This is a genomic window from Pseudomonas sp. HTZ2, from assembly GCF_033173945.1.
Taxonomy (GTDB): Bacteria; Pseudomonadota; Gammaproteobacteria; order Pseudomonadales; family Pseudomonadaceae; genus Aquipseudomonas; species Aquipseudomonas guariconensis.
Genome location: NZ_CP137332.1, coordinates 4365541 through 4381901, shown reverse-complemented (window position 1 = coordinate 4381901; position 16361 = coordinate 4365541). Strand labels below are relative to the sequence as shown.

The window sequence follows — 16361 nt, the reverse complement described above, 5'->3', positions numbered from 1 at the left end:
TAGGCCCGATCCCGCCAGCGCTGCGCCTTAATTTCCGAACAACTCAGGCCTTACCTGTGACCACCATTTTGCGCGCATGGGCCAGCGATTCCTTGGTGAGGTCGATGCCGCCCAACATCCGCGCCACCTCCTCGACCCGCTCGCGCTTGCCCAGGTTGGCCACTGCTGTATGAGTGGTATCGCTGTTGCGTACCTTGTGCACGAACAGATGATGGTGCCCTTGGGCTGCGACCTGGGGCAGGTGGGTCACGGTCAGGACTTGGCCGCGCTCGCCCAGCCGACGTAACAGCTGGCCGACAATTTCTGCGGTAGGGCCGCCGATGCCAACGTCCACTTCATCGAACACCAAGGTGGGGATGCGCGAGGTTTGCGCAGTGATCACCTGGATCGCCAGACTGATCCGCGACAGCTCGCCGCCTGACGCCACTTTTGCCAAGCCCTTGAGTGGCTGGCCCGGGTTGGCGCTCACCAGCAGCTCGACCACCTCCAGGCCATGGGGCGAAAGCTCGCTGCCTTCATAGGGCGTGAGTTCGATACAGAAACGCCCGCCGGGCATGCCCAGGCGCTGGATCTCCTGTTCAACGGCCGTGGCGAGCTGCTTGGCCGCCTGCTGGCGCAACGCACTGAGCTCGAGGGCTTTGGTCTGGTAATGCTGGGCATAGGCGGCCAGTTCCTCGCCCAGGCGCTCGATCGATTCGTCGCTGGCGTTGAGCCCTTCCAGCTCGTCCATCAAGCGCTGTTGCAGGTGAGGAAGCTCGGTCGGGTGCACGCGGTGCTTGCGTGCCAGGGTGTAGATAGTGTCGAGGCGTTCCTCCAGGGCTTGCAGGCGCATGGGGTCGGCATCGAAGTGATCGAGGAAGCGGTTGAGTTCGCCCACGGCTTCCTCGACCTGGATCTGTGCGCTGGCGATTAGATTGGCGGCCTCGCCCAGCGCTTTGGGCGCGTTGGCGACGGCGGTCAGGCGATTGAGGCTGGTGGTCAGTGCACTGAGCACATTGCCGGAATCGCTTTCGCTGCAATGGTCGATCACCTGGCGGCAGATACCGAACAGGGCCTCGGCGTTGGTCAGGCTTTTATGTTCCTGTTCCAGTTGCTCCAGTTCATTTTCGCCCAGGCCAAGGTTGTCCAGCTCTTCGAGTTGATAGCTGAGCAATTGGTGACGGGCGCGTTGCTCGTCGCCGGAGTTGGACAGGCGCTCCAGCTCCTGGCGGGTCTGGCGCCAGCGCTGGGCAGCCAGTTGTACCTGACGGGCCAGGTCGATGGCGCCCGCGTACTCGTCCACAAGGCGACGATGGGTGTCGGTTTTCAACAGAGACTGGTGTTCGTGCTGGCTATGAATATCGATGAGCAGTTCGCCCAGGGCCTTGAGATCGCCCAAGGGGGAAGGGGTGCCATTGATATAGCCGCGGCTGCGTCCTTCGGCAGTGATGACCCGGCGCAGGATGCAGGGACCGGTGTTGTCCAGGTCGCGCTCGGCCAGCCAGGCACGGGCTTCAGGAATCTCGTCCAGGTCGAATGTGGCGAGGATGTCCGCCTTGTCTGCGCCAGGGCGTACCACGCCGCTGTCGGCGCGATCGCCCAAGGCCAGGCCCAGGGCGTCGAGCATGATCGACTTGCCGGCGCCGGTTTCGCCGGTGATCACGCTCATGCCGCGGGCAAGTTCGAGGTCGAGGTGCTCGACGATGGCGTAGTTGTGAATGGACAGGTGCACCAGCATGAGGGCGGCTCCCGAAGGGTCATGTCTGGTTATTTATACAGTGCTTTTCGTCGGGCTGACAATGCCCGCCGGGCGATCAATATCGTCATGGGAAAACAGCGTTGGCCCTTGAACCTTGTTTTTCCGGCCCCATATAGCCGGCAAGACAAGACGAGCCTGGGCTCGCATATCAGAAATTGCGGAGGAGAAACCTAATGGCTGACGAACAGCTGGATGAGAAGAACCTTAACGCCGAAGAGGCTGGTGCAGAGGATCTCGGTGCCCGCGTCCAGGTGCTCGAGGAGCAGCTGGCCGCCGCCAAGGATCAGTCCCTGCGCGCTGCCGCCGAACTGCAGAACATCCGCCGTCGCGCCGAGCAGGATGTCGAGAAGGCCCACAAGTTCGCCCTGGAGAAGTTCGCGGGCGACTTGCTTCCGGTGATCGACAGCCTGGAGCGTGGCCTGGAGCTGTCCAGCGCCGACGACGAGACCATCAAGCCGATGCGCGAAGGCATCGAGCTGACCCTGAAGATGTTCCACGACACCCTCAAGCGTTACAACCTCGAGGCTGTCGACCCGCACGGCGAGCCGTTCAACGCCGAGCACCACCAGGCCATGGCCATGCAGGAAAGCGCCGACGTCGAGCCGAACAGCGTGCTCAAGGTGTTCCAGAAGGGCTATCTGCTCAATGGCCGGCTGCTGCGTCCCGCCATGGTGGTGGTCAGCAAGGCGCCGGCAGCCCCCCAGCCGTCGATTGATGAAAAGGCTTGAAATCCTTCCGGGCATCCCCATCTAGGTGTCAAGCATTCAAGTATTACCGCAGTTGGCCAATGTAGCCGCTGCAACCTAATTCAAGTTTCGGGAGAGTAAACATGGGCAAAATCATCGGTATCGACCTGGGGACCACCAACTCGTGCGTCTCCATTCTGGAAAACGGTAACGTCAAAGTCATCGAGAACGCTGAAGGCGCGCGTACCACCCCTTCGATCGTGGCCTACGCCAACGATGGCGAGATCCTGGTTGGCCAGTCGGCCAAGCGTCAGGCCGTCACCAACCCGCACAACACCCTGTTCGCAGTGAAGCGCCTGATCGGCCGTCGCTTCGAAGAAGATGTCGTGCAGAAAGACATCAAGCTGGTTCCGTACAAGATCGTCAAGGCCAACAACGGTGACGCCTGGGTCGAAGCCAGCGGCAAGGAAATGGCTCCGCCGCAGATCAGCGCCGAAGTCCTGAAGAAAATGAAGAAGACCGCCGAAGACTACCTCGGCGAGCCAGTGACCGAAGCGGTCATCACCGTGCCGGCCTACTTCAACGACAGCCAGCGCCAGGCCACCAAGGACGCCGGTCGCATCGCCGGTCTGGACGTCAAGCGCATCATCAACGAGCCGACCGCCGCTGCACTGGCCTACGGCATGGACAAGGCCAAGGGTGACCACACTGTCATCGTGTATGACCTCGGTGGTGGTACCTTCGACGTTTCGGTCATCGAAATCGCTGAAGTCGACGGTGAGCACCAGTTCGAAGTACTGGCCACCAACGGCGACACCTTCCTGGGTGGCGAAGACTTCGACATGCGCCTGATCGATTACCTCGTCGATGAGTTCAAGAAAGAGTCCGGCATGGACCTGAAGAACGATCCGCTTGCTCTGCAGCGTCTGAAGGAAGCTGCTGAAAAGGCCAAGATCGAGCTGTCCTCCGCTCAGTCGACCGACGTCAACCTGCCGTACATCACTGCAGATGCGACCGGTCCTAAGCACCTGAACGTGAAGATCTCCCGCGCCAAGCTGGAGTCGCTGGTCGAGGACTTGGTCAACCGTACCATCGAGCCTTGCCGCATCGCTCTGAAGGACGCCGGTATCGACGCCAGCAAGATCGACGACGTGATCCTGGTCGGCGGCCAGACCCGTATGCCGCTGGTACAGAAGGCCGTTGCCGACTTCTTCGGCAAGGAAGCGCGCAAGGACGTCAACCCGGACGAAGCCGTCGCCATGGGTGCTGCCATTCAGGGCGCGGTCCTGGCCGGTGACGTCAAGGACGTTCTGCTGCTGGACGTCAGCCCGCTGACCCTGGGTATCGAAACCATGGGTGGCGTGATGACTGCGCTGATCGAGAAGAACACCACCATCCCGACCAAGAAGTCGCAGGTGTTCTCGACGGCTGATGACAACCAGAGCGCCGTGACCATTCACGTGCTGCAAGGTGAGCGCAAGCAGGCTGCGCAGAACAAGTCGCTGGGTAAATTCGACCTGGCCGACATTCCGCCGGCCCCGCGTGGTGTTCCGCAGATCGAAGTGACCTTCGACATCGATGCCAACGGCATCCTGCACGTGAGCGCGAAGGACAAGGCCACTGGCAAGTCCCAGTCGATCGTGATCAAGGCCAACTCGGGTCTGTCCGACGAGGAAATCGAACGCATGGTGCGTGACGCCGAGGCCAACGCCGAGGAAGACCGCAAGTTCGAAGAGCTGGCCGCTGCTCGTAACCAGGGTGATGCGCTGGTTCACTCGACCCGCAAGATGGTCACCGACGCTGGCGACAAGGCCACTGCCGAAGAGAAAGCGGCGATCGAAGCGGCTGTGGTTGCACTGGAAGCTGCCCTGAAGGGTGACGACAAGGCTGCCATCGATGCCAAGGTCGAGGAACTGTCCAAGGTCTCCGCGCCGGTTGCCCAGAAGATGTACGCCGAGCAACAGGCCGAACAGCCTCAGGGCGGCGCACAGCAGGCCGAGCCGGAAGCCAAGCACGATGACGTGGTCGACGCCGAGTTCGAAGAAGTAAAAGACAACAACAAGCAGTAATCCCTGCATGTTGTCGGCCAGCTCATCGTCTGATGTCGGTGAGCTGGTAGGATGTCGCCGCGCGGGGGCTTGCTCCCGCGTTGGTGTGTCTGGAATTCGAGAATTTTTACAGCATCTGTCAGGGCGCAATCGTGTGGTGGCAGGTGCTGACGGCGTGGCGCAGCAAGCGCATGAACGCGCCGAATGCCCCCAAGAGTGCAATGACCTATGGCAAAGCGTGATTTTTATGAGGTCCTGGGTGTCGAGCGCGGCGCCAGCGAAGGTGACCTCAAGAAGGCCTATCGCCGCCTGGCGATGAAGTACCACCCGGACCGCAACCCGGGCGATAAAGAATCGGAAGACAAATTCAAGGAAGCCAACGAGGCTTACGAGGTTCTGTCCGATGCCAGCAAGCGCGCAGCCTACGACCAGTACGGACATGCCGGCGTCGATCCGAGCATGGGTGGTGGCGGTGCCGGCTTTGGTGGCGCTAACTTCTCGGACATCTTCGGTGATGTCTTCAGTGACTTCTTCGGTGGTGGGCGCGGCGGCTCCCGTGGCGGTGCGCAGCGCGGCAGCGACCTGCGCTACACCCTTGAGCTGAACCTCGAGGAGGCCGTGCGCGGCACTACGGTCAGCATCCGTGTGCCAACCCTGGTCAACTGCAAGCCTTGCGATGGTTCCGGTGCGAAGAAGGGGTCGACCCCGTCGGCCTGCCCAACCTGTGGCGGCATCGGTCAGGTGCGCATGCAGCAGGGCTTCTTCTCGGTGCAGCAAACCTGCCCGCGCTGCCATGGCCAAGGCAAGATCATCACCGATCCTTGCACCGCCTGTCATGGCGAGGGACGTGTCGAGGAATACAAGACGCTGTCGGTCAAGGTGCCGGCGGGTGTCGATACCGGCGATCGCATTCGTCTTTCTGGCGAAGGCGAGGCGGGGACCCATGGTGGTCCGACCGGTGACCTCTATGTCGTCATCAGTGTGCGTGAGCACGCTATCTTCCAGCGCGACGGCAAGCACCTGTACTGCGAGGTGCCGATCAGCTACACCGATGCGGCCCTGGGTGGTGAGCTGGAAGTGCCCACCCTCGATGGTCGGGTCAAGCTCAAGATTCCGGAAGGCACTCAAACCGGCAAGCAATTCCGTCTGCGTGGCAAGGGCGTAGCCCCTGTGCGCGGTGGCGGGGCTGGCGACCTGCTGTGCCGAGTGGCTGTGGAGACCCCGGTCAACCTCAGTCGACGTCAGCGCGAGCTGCTCGAGGAGCTGCGCGACTCGTTGCAGGGCGACAGCTCCCATTCGCCCAAGGCCAGTGGCTGGTTCGAGGGTGTGAAGCGCTTCTTCGGCGATCTCTGACAAGGAACAGGCTATGCGACGTATTGCGGTAATGGGCGCGGCGGGACGGATGGGCAAGACCCTTGTCGAGGCTGTGCAGCAACAGGCGCCCCAGGCTGGCCTGACGGCGGCCATTGATCGTCCGGACAGCTCTCTGGTCGGGGCCGATGCCGGCGAACTGGCGGCCTTGGGGCGGATCGGTGTGGAAATCTCCAGTGATCTGTCCAAGGTCGCTGACGAATTCGATGTGCTGATCGACTTCACTCACCCGTCGGTGACGCTGAAGAACCTCGCCTTCTGTCGCAAGGCAGGCAAGGCGATGGTGATTGGTACTACCGGTTTCACGCCAGAGGAAAAAGAGCAGTTGGCCGAGGCGGGCAAGGAGATTCCGATTGTCTTTGCCGCCAATTTCAGCGTCGGCGTCAATCTTTGCCTCAAGCTTCTGGATACCGCCGCGCGGGTGTTGGGCGACGAGGTGGATATCGAGATCATCGAGGCGCACCACCGCCACAAGGTCGATGCACCTTCGGGTACTGCCTTGCGTATGGGAGAAGTAGTTGCCCAGGCGTTGGGTCGTGATCTGGGAGAAGTGGCGGTCTATGGGCGTGAGGGGCAGACCGGTGCCCGCGATCGTAAGACCATCGGCTTCGCCACGGTGCGCGCCGGTGATGTAGTGGGGGACCATACCGTGTTGTTCGCCGCTGAAGGCGAACGCGTGGAGATCACTCACAAGGCCTCCAGCCGCATGACCTTCGCCAAGGGGGCGGTGCGTGCCGCGCTATGGCTGGAGGGGCGCGAGCCAGGCCTGTACGACATGCAGGACGTGCTCGAGCTGCGTTAAAGCAAGTTAGAGAGGCGCCTCGCGGGCAAGCCCGCTCCTACAGCAATAGCGTCGCTTTGATGTGCGGCGCGGTTTTTGTGGGAGGGCGGGCCACCCGTGAAGGAGTCGCCGATGTCAGCCTGTCGCATTCCTGTGTTTCAGAGACACATACGCGGTAGACCTAAAACGTAATTTTCTGTAAGCTACAGCTTTAGTGTGTCCACTAAAAGCGCGCAGCGAATTGAATTCAGCACATGAAAGCGGGGTGACGTGTCCATACGTCACTCCGCTTTTTTGCAACCTGCGATCGCCCTTTCATGCTTGATTTACGGGAGGTCTTCTTGACAAAGCCAGCCATACTCGCCCTTGCCGACGGCAGTATTTTCCGCGGTGAAGCTATCGGTGCCGACGGTCAGACCGTTGGTGAGGTGGTATTCAACACCGCTATGACCGGCTACCAGGAAATCCTTACAGACCCTTCCTATGCGCAGCAAATCGTTACCCTGACCTACCCGCACATTGGCAATACCGGTACTACACCGGAAGACGCCGAGTCGAACCGTGTCTGGTCCGCTGGCCTGGTTATCCGTGACCTGCCCCTGCTGGCCAGCAACTGGCGCAACACCCAGTCGCTGCCTGACTACCTCAAGGCCAATAATGTCGTCGCCATCGCTGGCATCGACACTCGTCGCCTGACCCGAATCCTGCGCGAAAAGGGCGCCCAGAACGGCTGCATCCTCGCCGGTGACAACATCAGCGAAGAAGCCGCCATCGCCGCTGCTCGCGCCTTCCCAGGCCTCAAGGGTATGGACCTGGCCAAGGAAGTTTCCACCAAGGAACGCTACGAATGGCGCTCCAGTGTGTGGAATCTGGCAACCGACAGCCACCCGACTCTGGAAGCTGCGGACCTGCCCTATCACGTGGTGGCCTACGACTACGGCGTCAAGCTGAACATTCTGCGCATGCTGGTTGCCCGTGGCTGCCGCCTGACCGTCGTGCCGGCCCAGACCCCTGCCAGCGAAGTCCTGGCCCTTAATCCGGATGGCGTATTCCTGTCCAACGGCCCTGGCGATCCCGAGCCATGCGACTACGCGATCCAGGCGATCAAGGACATCCTCGAGACCGATATTCCGGTCTTTGGTATCTGCCTCGGCCACCAGTTGCTAGCCCTGGCTTCTGGCGCCAAGACTGTCAAGATGGGCCACGGCCATCACGGTGCCAACCACCCGGTCCAGGATCTGGACACCGGCGTGGTCATGATCACCAGCCAGAACCACGGTTTCGCCGTCGACGAAGCCACCCTGCCGGGCAACGTCCGCGCCATCCACAAGTCGCTGTTCGACGGTACCCTGCAGGGCATCGAGCGCACCGACAAGAGCGCGTTCAGCTTCCAGGGCCACCCTGAAGCGAGCCCAGGCCCGACCGACGTCGCGCCACTGTTCGATCGTTTCATCGATGCCATGGCCAAGCGCCGCTGAGCATCCTGCATCAAGGCCCCGGGGCGGCAAGTGCCGCGCCCGGAAGCGCCTGACCCAGATTGTTCAAGACGGCTTGCCGACTGACCCGCGGATTTGAGTGACAACCATGCCAAAACGTACAGACATCAAAAGCATCCTGATTCTCGGCGCTGGCCCGATCGTGATCGGCCAGGCCTGCGAATTCGACTACTCCGGCGCCCAGGCCTGTAAAGCCCTGCGCGAGGAAGGTTTCCGCGTCATCCTGGTGAACTCCAACCCGGCCACCATCATGACCGACCCGGCCATGGCCGATGCCACCTACATCGAGCCGATCAAGTGGCAGTCGGTGGCCAAGATCATCGAAAAAGAGCGCCCTGACGCACTGCTGCCGACCATGGGCGGCCAAACCGCGCTGAACTGCGCCCTGGACCTGGAGCGCCACGGCGTTCTGGAAAAATTCGGCGTCGAGATGATCGGTGCCAATGCCGACACCATCGACAAGGCCGAAGACCGTTCGCGCTTCGACAAGGCGATGAAGGCCATTGGCCTTGAGTGCCCGCGCTCCGGTATCGCCCATAGCATGGAAGAAGCCAATGCGGTGCTCGAGCGCCTGGGCTTCCCGTGCATCATCCGTCCGTCCTTCACCATGGGTGGCACAGGTGGCGGCATCGCCTACAACCGTGAAGAGTTCGAAGAGATCTGCGCCCGTGGTCTGGACCTTTCGCCGACCAAGGAGCTGCTGATCGACGAATCGCTGATCGGCTGGAAGGAATACGAAATGGAGGTTGTCCGTGACAAGAAGGACAACTGCATCATCGTCTGCTCCATCGAGAACTTCGACCCGATGGGTGTGCATACCGGTGACTCCATTACCGTTGCACCAGCGCAGACCCTGACCGACAAGGAATACCAGATCATGCGCAACGCCTCCTTGGCGGTACTGCGCGAGATCGGCGTCGAAACCGGCGGTTCCAACGTCCAGTTCGGTATCTGCCCGAACACCGGCCGCATGGTCGTGATCGAGATGAATCCGCGTGTATCGCGCTCCTCGGCGCTGGCCTCCAAGGCCACTGGCTTCCCGATCGCCAAGATCGCCGCCAAGCTGGCGGTGGGGTATACCCTCGACGAACTGCAGAACGACATCACCGGCGGCCGTACCCCGGCGTCCTTTGAGCCGTCGATCGACTATGTCGTCACCAAGCTGCCGCGCTTTGCCTTCGAGAAGTTCCCCAAAGCCGACGCCCGCCTGACCACCCAGATGAAATCCGTGGGTGAAGTCATGGCCATTGGCCGTACCTTCCAGGAGTCCCTGCAGAAAGCCCTGCGTGGTCTGGAAGTGGGTGCATGCGGCCTCGACCCGAAAGTCGACCTGGCCAACCCGGAAGCCAACAGTATCCTCAAGCGCGAGCTGACCGTGCCAGGCGCCGAGCGTATCTGGTACGTCGCCGACGCCATGCGCGCTGGCATGACCTGCGAGCAGATCTTCGACCTGACCGGCATCGACATGTGGTTCCTGGTGCAGATGGAAGACCTGATCAAGGAAGAAGAGAAGGTCAAGACCCTGGCTCTGTCGTCGATCGACAAGGACTACATGCTGCGCCTCAAGCGCAAGGGCTTCTCGGACCAGCGTCTGGCCAAGCTGCTCGGCATCACCGACAAGAACCTGCGCCGTCACCGTCACAAGCTCGAAGTGTTCCCGGTGTACAAGCGCGTCGACACCTGCGCTGCCGAGTTCGCCACCGACACCGCCTACCTGTACTCGACCTATGAGGAAGAGTGCGAGGCCAACCCATCGACTCGTGACAAGATCATGATCCTGGGTGGTGGCCCGAACCGTATCGGCCAAGGTATCGAGTTTGACTACTGCTGCGTACACGCTGCCCTCGCGCTGCGTGAAGATGGTTACGAGACCATCATGGTCAACTGCAACCCGGAAACCGTCTCCACCGACTACGACACTTCCGACCGTCTGTACTTCGAACCGCTGACCCTGGAAGACGTGCTGGAAGTCTGCCGCGTCGAGAAACCGAAGGGCGTCATCGTTCACTACGGCGGCCAGACCCCGTTGAAACTCGCCCGCGCCCTGGAAGAAGCCGGCGTACCGATCATCGGTACCAGCCCGGACGCTATCGACCGCGCCGAAGACCGCGAGCGCTTCCAGCAGATGGTTCAGCGTCTGAGCCTGCTGCAGCCGCCAAACGCCACCGTGCGCAGCGAAGAAGAAGCCATCAGCGCCGCTGGCGGCATCGGCTACCCGCTGGTGGTGCGTCCTTCTTACGTACTGGGCGGTCGTGCCATGGAGATCGTCTACGAGTTGGACGAGCTCAAGCGCTATCTGCGTGAAGCGGTGCAGGTCTCGAACGACAGTCCGGTACTGCTCGACCACTTCCTCAACTGCGCCATTGAAATGGACGTGGATGCGGTCTGCGACGGTACTGACGTGGTGATCGGCGCGATCATGCAGCACATTGAGCAGGCCGGTGTTCACTCCGGTGACTCGGCATGCTCGCTGCCACCTTACTCGTTGAGCAAGGAAGTGCAGGACGAAGTCCGCGTTCAGGTCAAGAAAATGGCTCTGGAGCTGGGTGTCGTCGGTCTGATGAACGTGCAGTTGGCCCTGCAGGGTGACAAGATCTACGTGATCGAAGTCAACCCACGCGCCTCGCGTACCGTACCGTTCGTCTCCAAGTGCATCGGCACTTCGCTGGCGATGATCGCGGCTCGAGTCATGGCTGGTAAGACCCTGAAAGAGCTGGGCTTCACCCAGGAAATCATTCCGAACTTCTACAGCGTCAAAGAAGCCGTCTTCCCGTTCGCGAAGTTCCCAGGTGTTGACCCGATCCTCGGCCCTGAGATGAAATCCACTGGTGAAGTCATGGGTGTCGGCGACAGCTTCGGTGAAGCCTTCGCCAAGGCCCAGATGGGTGCCAGCGAAGTGCTGCCAAGCGGTGGTACCGCCTTCATCAGCGTGCGTGACGACGATAAGCCGCAGGTTGCGGGTGTCGCTCGCGACCTGATCGCCCTAGGCTTCGAAGTGGTTGCTACCGCAGGCACCGCCAAGGTCATCGAGGCGGCTGGCCTGAAGGTGCGCCGTGTGAACAAAGTGACCGAAGGTCGTCCGCACGTGGTCGACATGATCAAGAACGACGAAGTGTCGCTGATCATCAACACTACCGAAGGTCGTCAGTCGATCGCCGATTCCTACTCGATTCGTCGCAATGCGCTGCAGCACAAGATCTACTGCACGACCACCATTGCGGCTGGTGAAGCCATCTGTGAAGCGCTGAAATTCGGTCCCGAGAAGACCGTTCGCCGCTTGCAGGATCTGCACGCAGGACTCAAAGCATGAGCATTACCAAGTACCCAATGACCGTCCAGGGCGCTCGCGCCCTGGAAGAGGAACTGCTCTTCCTGAGCAAGACCGAGCGTCCGCGCCTGAGCCAGGCGATCGGTGAAGCGCGGGAGCTGGGCGACCTCAAGGAAAACGCCGAATACCATGCCGCTCGTGAAGAGCAGGGTATGGTCGAGGCGCGTATCCGCGATATTGAAGGGCGTCTGCAGAACTCGGTGGTGATCGATGTCACCACCATTGCCCACACCGGGAAGGTGATCTTCGGTACCACCGTGGACCTGGAGAACACTGAGACCGGCGATCAGGTTTCCTACCAGATCGTGGGTGAGGATGAGGCGGACATCAAGAAGGGCAAGCTCTCGGCGAGCGCGCCGATTGCCCGTGCCATCATCGGCAAGGAAGAAGGTGACACCGTCGTCGTCAACACGCCAAGCGGCACGGTCGAGTACGAGATTGTCGAAGTCAAGCACATCTGACCGGCGCCTACGCGCGCCGTCCCTTGAGGGCATCCTCTGGCAACTGGCCCAGGTATTCTGGGTCGGTGGCCTGTGGGTTTTTCATGTGGGATTGGTGCCGGCACTCAAGGTGACGGGCCTTGCGCCCTTGTTGGTGCAGGATGTGGCTGCCCAGATTGACCGCTGGTTGATCGGCGTCGCGCTGCTTGGCCTGATGACCCAGCTGGCGGTATTGGCGAGGGTAGACGGTCTGGCGGCCTGGTGGCGACAGTTCCGTGGGCAGATGATTTTGCTCGGCTTCGGTGCCTGTGTTGGCTATTACACGCTGCGCTACGGGATTTCCGTGGGTGAGCGTTGGCAGATGTTCTGCTTTTTAGTGCTGGGCTTCTCCGGCATCGTGCTGGTGGCCCAACCGGTCCCGGTCAGGGCGCGTCCATCGCGCCACTGACCGGAGCCACCGTCACTTGTAACGGTGGATATTGGACAGCTGCTTGTTCGGCTGCGGATTTTTGCGATAGATCAGCGCTTTCTTGCCGATGGTCTGTACCAGTTCGGCGCGGCCGGCCTTGCACAGTTCGGCAATGGCGGCAGCGCGCTCTTCGCGATCTTCCGAGCGGATTTCGACCTTGATCAGTTCATGATCGGTCAGTGCGCGTTCCAGTTCGGCGATGACGCCTTCGTTCAAGCCATTGCCCGCGACGATCAAGACCGGCTTCAGGTCGTGACCAATCGATTTGTATTGTTTCTTCTGCTCGTTATTGAGCGGCATAATCTGACCCTTTTCGTCTGATTCTGTAAAATTGGCGGCCATTTTACCCGAGGGCCCGTGGCTCCGCCCAGTCAATCACGACGCTAATCATCGAGGTGCCCCGTGGCGCAACGTTCCAAGAGCAGCCATAACTGGCTGAGAGAGCATTTCAACGATCCTTTCGTCAAGCAGGCGCAGAAGGATGGCTATCGCTCGCGCGCGAGCTACAAGCTGCTGGAGATCCAGGAAAAGGACAAGCTGATCCGCCCCGGCATGAGCGTGATCGATCTCGGTGCCGCGCCGGGTGGCTGGTCGCAGGTGACCAGTCGTCTGATTGGTGGTCAAGGGCGGCTGATCGCCTCCGACATCCTGGAAATGGACTCGATCCCCGACGTTACCTTCATTCAGGGCGACTTTACCCAGGATGAAGTGCTGCAACGGATCCTCGAGGCGGTGGGCGATTCGCATGTGGACCTTGTGATTTCAGACATGGCCCCCAATATGAGTGGTACGCCCGCCGTGGACATGCCGCGTGCCATGTTCCTCTGCGAGCTGGCCCTGGACTTGGCGTGCCGCGTGCTTCGCCCGGGTGGGGATTTCCTGATCAAGATTTTCCAGGGCGAAGGTTTCGACCAGTACCTGAAGGACGTACGTGGCAAGTTCGACAAGGTGCAGATGCGCAAACCGTCGTCGTCGCGTGATCGCTCCCGTGAGCAGTACCTGTTGGGACGCGGCTTCAAGGGGGCGTGAGAGGCGTTTTGCGGATCGGCCGATAGTTATTTCCAATCGGCGGTTCCGTCAGGATCGTCCGAACTTCGTGTAGTCTAGCTTTCACAAAGGGTTACAGACGGCGCCTGCGGATGCGTAGGTAATGTAGTAAGTTAGGGCGGTGAATATCATGCGAGGCACGGCTGCGTCGTGCGCCGACCTCAGAGGGTAGCTAATTGAACGACATGGCAAAGAATCTGATCCTGTGGTTGATCATCGCGGCTGTCCTTGTGACGGTGATGAACAACTTCTCCAGCCCGAACGAGCCGCAGACCCTCAACTATTCCGACTTCATTCAGCAGGTCAAGGACGGGAAGGTCGAGCGTGTTACCGTCGACGGCTATGTCATCACCGGCAAGCGTACCGATGGCGACAACTTCAAGACCGTTCGTCCGGCCATCACCGACAATGGCCTGATCGGCGACTTGGTCGACAACCATGTCGTGGTTGAAGGCAAGCAGCCGGAACAGCAGAGCATCTGGACTCAGTTGCTGGTGGCCAGCTTCCCGATCCTGGTCATCATCGCCGTGTTCATGTTCTTCATGCGCCAGATGCAAGGCGGTGCGGGCGGCAAGGGCGGCCCGATGAGTTTTGGCAAGAGCAAAGCGCGCCTGCTGTCCGAAGACCAGGTCAAGACCACTTTGGCCGACGTCGCGGGTTGCGATGAGGCCAAGGAGGAAGTCGGCGAGCTGGTCGAGTTCCTGCGCGATCCGGGCAAATTCCAACGTCTGGGTGGTCGCATCCCGCGTGGTGTGCTGATGGTCGGCCCGCCCGGTACCGGTAAAACGCTGCTGGCCAAGGCCATCGCGGGCGAGGCCAAGGTGCCGTTCTTCACCATTTCCGGTTCCGACTTCGTCGAGATGTTCGTCGGTGTAGGCGCCAGCCGTGTGCGCGACATGTTCGAGCAGGCGAAAAAGCACGCCCCTTGCATCATCTTCATTGATGAGATCGACGCCGTTGGCCGCCACCGTGGCGCCGGCATGGGCGGCGGTCACGACGAGCGTGAGCAGACCCTCAACCAGTTGCTGGTGGAGATGGACGGCTTTGAAATGAACGATGGCATCATTGTCATCGCTGCCACCAACCGTCCTGACGTGCTCGACCCTGCGCTGCTGCGACCCGGTCGCTTCGACCGTCAGGTGGTGGTCGGTCTGCCGGATATCCGCGGTCGTGAGCAGATCCTCAAGGTGCATATGCGTAAGGTGCCGGTTGGCGAGAACGTCAACGCCGCCGTCATCGCCCGCGGTACGCCAGGTTTCTCCGGTGCCGACTTGGCCAACCTGGTCAACGAGGCTTCTCTGTTCGCCGCGCGCGCCAGCAAGCGTCTGGTTGAGATGAAGGAGTTTGAGCTGGCCAAGGACAAGATCATGATGGGTGCCGAGCGCAAGACCATGGTCATGTCCGAGAAGGAAAAACAGAACACCGCCTACCATGAGGCAGGTCATGCCATTGTCGGTCGTCTCGTTCCCGAGCATGACCCAGTCTACAAGGTCTCGATCATTCCGCGCGGTCGTGCGCTGGGTGTGACCATGTTCCTGCCTGAGGAAGACCGCTACAGCCTTTCCAAGCGGGCGCTCGTCAGTCAGATCTGCTCGCTGTACGGTGGCCGTATCGCTGAAGAAATGACCCTGGGCTTCGATGGCGTCACAACCGGTGCGTCCAACGACATCATGCGCGCCAGCCAGATTGCCCGGAATATGGTTACCAAGTGGGGCTTGTCCGAGAAGCTCGGCCCGCTGATGTATGCCGAAGAAGAGGGCGAGGTGTTCCTCGGTCGCAGTGCGGCGAGCCAGCATGCCAGCGTCTCGGGTGAGACTGCCAAGCTGATCGACTCCGAAGTGCGCAGCATCATTGACCATTGCTACGCCACCGCCAAGCAGATCCTCACCGACAACCGCGACAAGCTCGACGCCATGGCCGAAGCCTTGATGAAGTACGAGACCATCGATGCCGATCAGATCGACGACATCATGGCCGGTCGTACGCCGCGTGAACCGCGCGATTGGGATAATGATGCCGGCACCTCCGGCAACCAGGCCTCCCAAGATGATCGTCCGGAGTCGCCAATCGGCGGTCCAGCGGCTCAACACTAAGGGCATCTATGACCTCACAGCAGTACCCGACCCGGTTGCCTTGCGGCAACCGGGTTCTTGATTTGTCCCGTACCCATGTCATGGGTATCCTCAATATCACCCCTGATTCCTTCTCCGATGGCGGGCGCTTCAATCAGCGCGACGAGGCCTTGCGCCATGCCGAGGCGATGGTGGCTGCCGGCGCGACGCTGATCGACATCGGCGGCGAGTCCACGCGTCCCGGCGCTAGAGCGGTGTCGCCGACCGAAGAGCTGGAGCGAGTGGCGCCCATGGTCGAGGCAATCAACAGCCGGCTCGACGTCATCATCTCGGTCGATACCTCCACGCCTGCAGTCATGCGCGAATCCGCTCGGCTGGGTGCGGGATTGATCAACGACGTACGGGCCTTGGAGCGTGATGGTGCCCTGGATGCTGCCGCCGACACGGGTCTGCCGGTGTGCCTGATGCACATGCGCGGCGAGCCGGGCACCATGCAGGACAATCCGCATTACGACGATGTCTCCGCTGACGTGACGCGCTATCTTGAAGAGCGGATGGCCGCATGCGCCGTCGCAGGGATTGCCGCTGACCGAATCATCCTCGATCCGGGTTTTGGCTTTGCCAAGACGCTCGATCACAACCTCAGCCTCTTCAAACACATGGAAGTGCTCTATCGCCTGGGCCGGCCGTTGCTGGTCGGTGTCTCGCGCAAGAGCATGATCGGCCTCACGCTCGATCGCCCCGTTGGCGAGCGGCTTTACGGCAGCCTGGCGCTGGCCGCATTGGCCATGACCAAGGGAGCCAGCATCCTGCGTGTGCACGATGTGGCCGAGACCGTCGACGTGGTGCGAATGATCACTGCGGTGCAGAACGCCGAATAAGAAC

The 16361-nt window shown here is 61.0% G+C and carries 13 protein-coding genes; 11 read left to right on the top strand and 2 right to left on the bottom strand.

The genetic code is table 11. The features are described from left to right. Positions 1-43: 43 nt before the first annotated feature. Positions 44-1717 (bottom strand): DNA repair protein RecN, encoded by a 1674-nt coding sequence (recN, locus tag R6G97_RS20245; RefSeq protein WP_043210122.1) that lies wholly within the window; start codon positions 1715-1717, stop codon positions 44-46. Positions 1718-1911: 194 nt separating this feature from the next. On the opposite strand from recN, the gene grpE reads away from it, so the two are divergent. From grpE to R6G97_RS20205, 8 genes are all read left to right on the top strand, one after another. Continuing rightward, complete coding sequence (grpE, locus tag R6G97_RS20240) at positions 1912-2466, top strand: nucleotide exchange factor GrpE (protein ID WP_043210121.1); 555 nt, start codon at positions 1912-1914, stop codon at positions 2464-2466. Positions 2467-2567: 101 nt separating this feature from the next. Next, the gene (gene dnaK / locus R6G97_RS20235) at positions 2568-4493 is read left to right on the top strand and encodes a molecular chaperone DnaK (RefSeq protein WP_043210119.1); all 1926 of its coding nucleotides are present in this window, start codon (positions 2568-2570) and stop codon (positions 4491-4493) included. Positions 4494-4700: 207 nt separating this feature from the next. Next, the gene (dnaJ, locus tag R6G97_RS20230) at positions 4701-5825 is read left to right on the top strand and encodes a molecular chaperone DnaJ (RefSeq protein WP_043210117.1); all 1125 of its coding nucleotides are present in this window, start codon (positions 4701-4703) and stop codon (positions 5823-5825) included. A 13-nt stretch (positions 5826-5838) separates the two neighbouring features. Beyond that, positions 5839-6645 (top strand): 4-hydroxy-tetrahydrodipicolinate reductase, encoded by an 807-nt coding sequence (gene dapB / locus R6G97_RS20225; protein WP_043210115.1) that lies wholly within the window; start codon positions 5839-5841, stop codon positions 6643-6645. A 320-nt stretch (positions 6646-6965) separates the two neighbouring features. Continuing rightward, positions 6966-8102, top strand: coding sequence for a glutamine-hydrolyzing carbamoyl-phosphate synthase small subunit (gene carA, locus R6G97_RS20220; RefSeq protein ID WP_043210113.1), 1137 nt, complete (start codon positions 6966-6968; stop codon positions 8100-8102). Between the two features lie 106 nt (positions 8103-8208). Beyond that, complete coding sequence (carB, locus tag R6G97_RS20215; protein ID WP_043210112.1) at positions 8209-11430, top strand: carbamoyl-phosphate synthase large subunit; 3222 nt, start codon at positions 8209-8211, stop codon at positions 11428-11430. Next, positions 11427-11909, top strand: a complete 483-nt coding sequence (gene greA / locus R6G97_RS20210; RefSeq protein ID WP_080642091.1) for a transcription elongation factor GreA — start codon at positions 11427-11429, stop codon at positions 11907-11909. The genes carB and greA overlap by 4 nt, the downstream gene beginning before the upstream one ends. Further along, entirely contained in the window at positions 11887-12336 is a 450-nt protein-coding gene (locus R6G97_RS20205; protein ID WP_317847417.1) for an MFS transporter, read from the top strand. The genes greA and R6G97_RS20205 overlap by 23 nt, the downstream gene beginning before the upstream one ends. Positions 12337-12348: 12 nt before the next feature. On the opposite strand, the gene yhbY is transcribed toward R6G97_RS20205, so the two are convergent. Then, a complete protein-coding gene (gene yhbY / locus R6G97_RS20200) occupies positions 12349-12657 on the bottom strand; it encodes a ribosome assembly RNA-binding protein YhbY (RefSeq protein WP_023378620.1) in 309 nt (102 codons plus the stop codon). Between the two features lie 102 nt (positions 12658-12759). Here yhbY and rlmE point away from each other — a divergent pair, with 102 nt between their 5' ends. The 3 genes from rlmE to folP all read left to right on the top strand — a co-directional run bounded on the left by rlmE (position 12760) and on the right by folP (position 16357). Continuing rightward, on the top strand, positions 12760-13386 hold the full coding sequence (rlmE, locus tag R6G97_RS20195) for a 23S rRNA (uridine(2552)-2'-O)-methyltransferase RlmE (protein WP_043210105.1): 627 nt from the start codon (positions 12760-12762) through the stop codon (positions 13384-13386). Between the two features lie 203 nt (positions 13387-13589). Beyond that, positions 13590-15497, top strand: a complete 1908-nt coding sequence (gene ftsH, locus R6G97_RS20190; RefSeq protein ID WP_043210103.1) for an ATP-dependent zinc metalloprotease FtsH — start codon at positions 13590-13592, stop codon at positions 15495-15497. A gap of 8 nt (positions 15498-15505) precedes the next feature. Continuing rightward, complete coding sequence (gene folP, locus R6G97_RS20185; protein WP_043210099.1) at positions 15506-16357, top strand: dihydropteroate synthase; 852 nt, start codon at positions 15506-15508, stop codon at positions 16355-16357. Positions 16358-16361 lie beyond the last annotated feature (4 nt).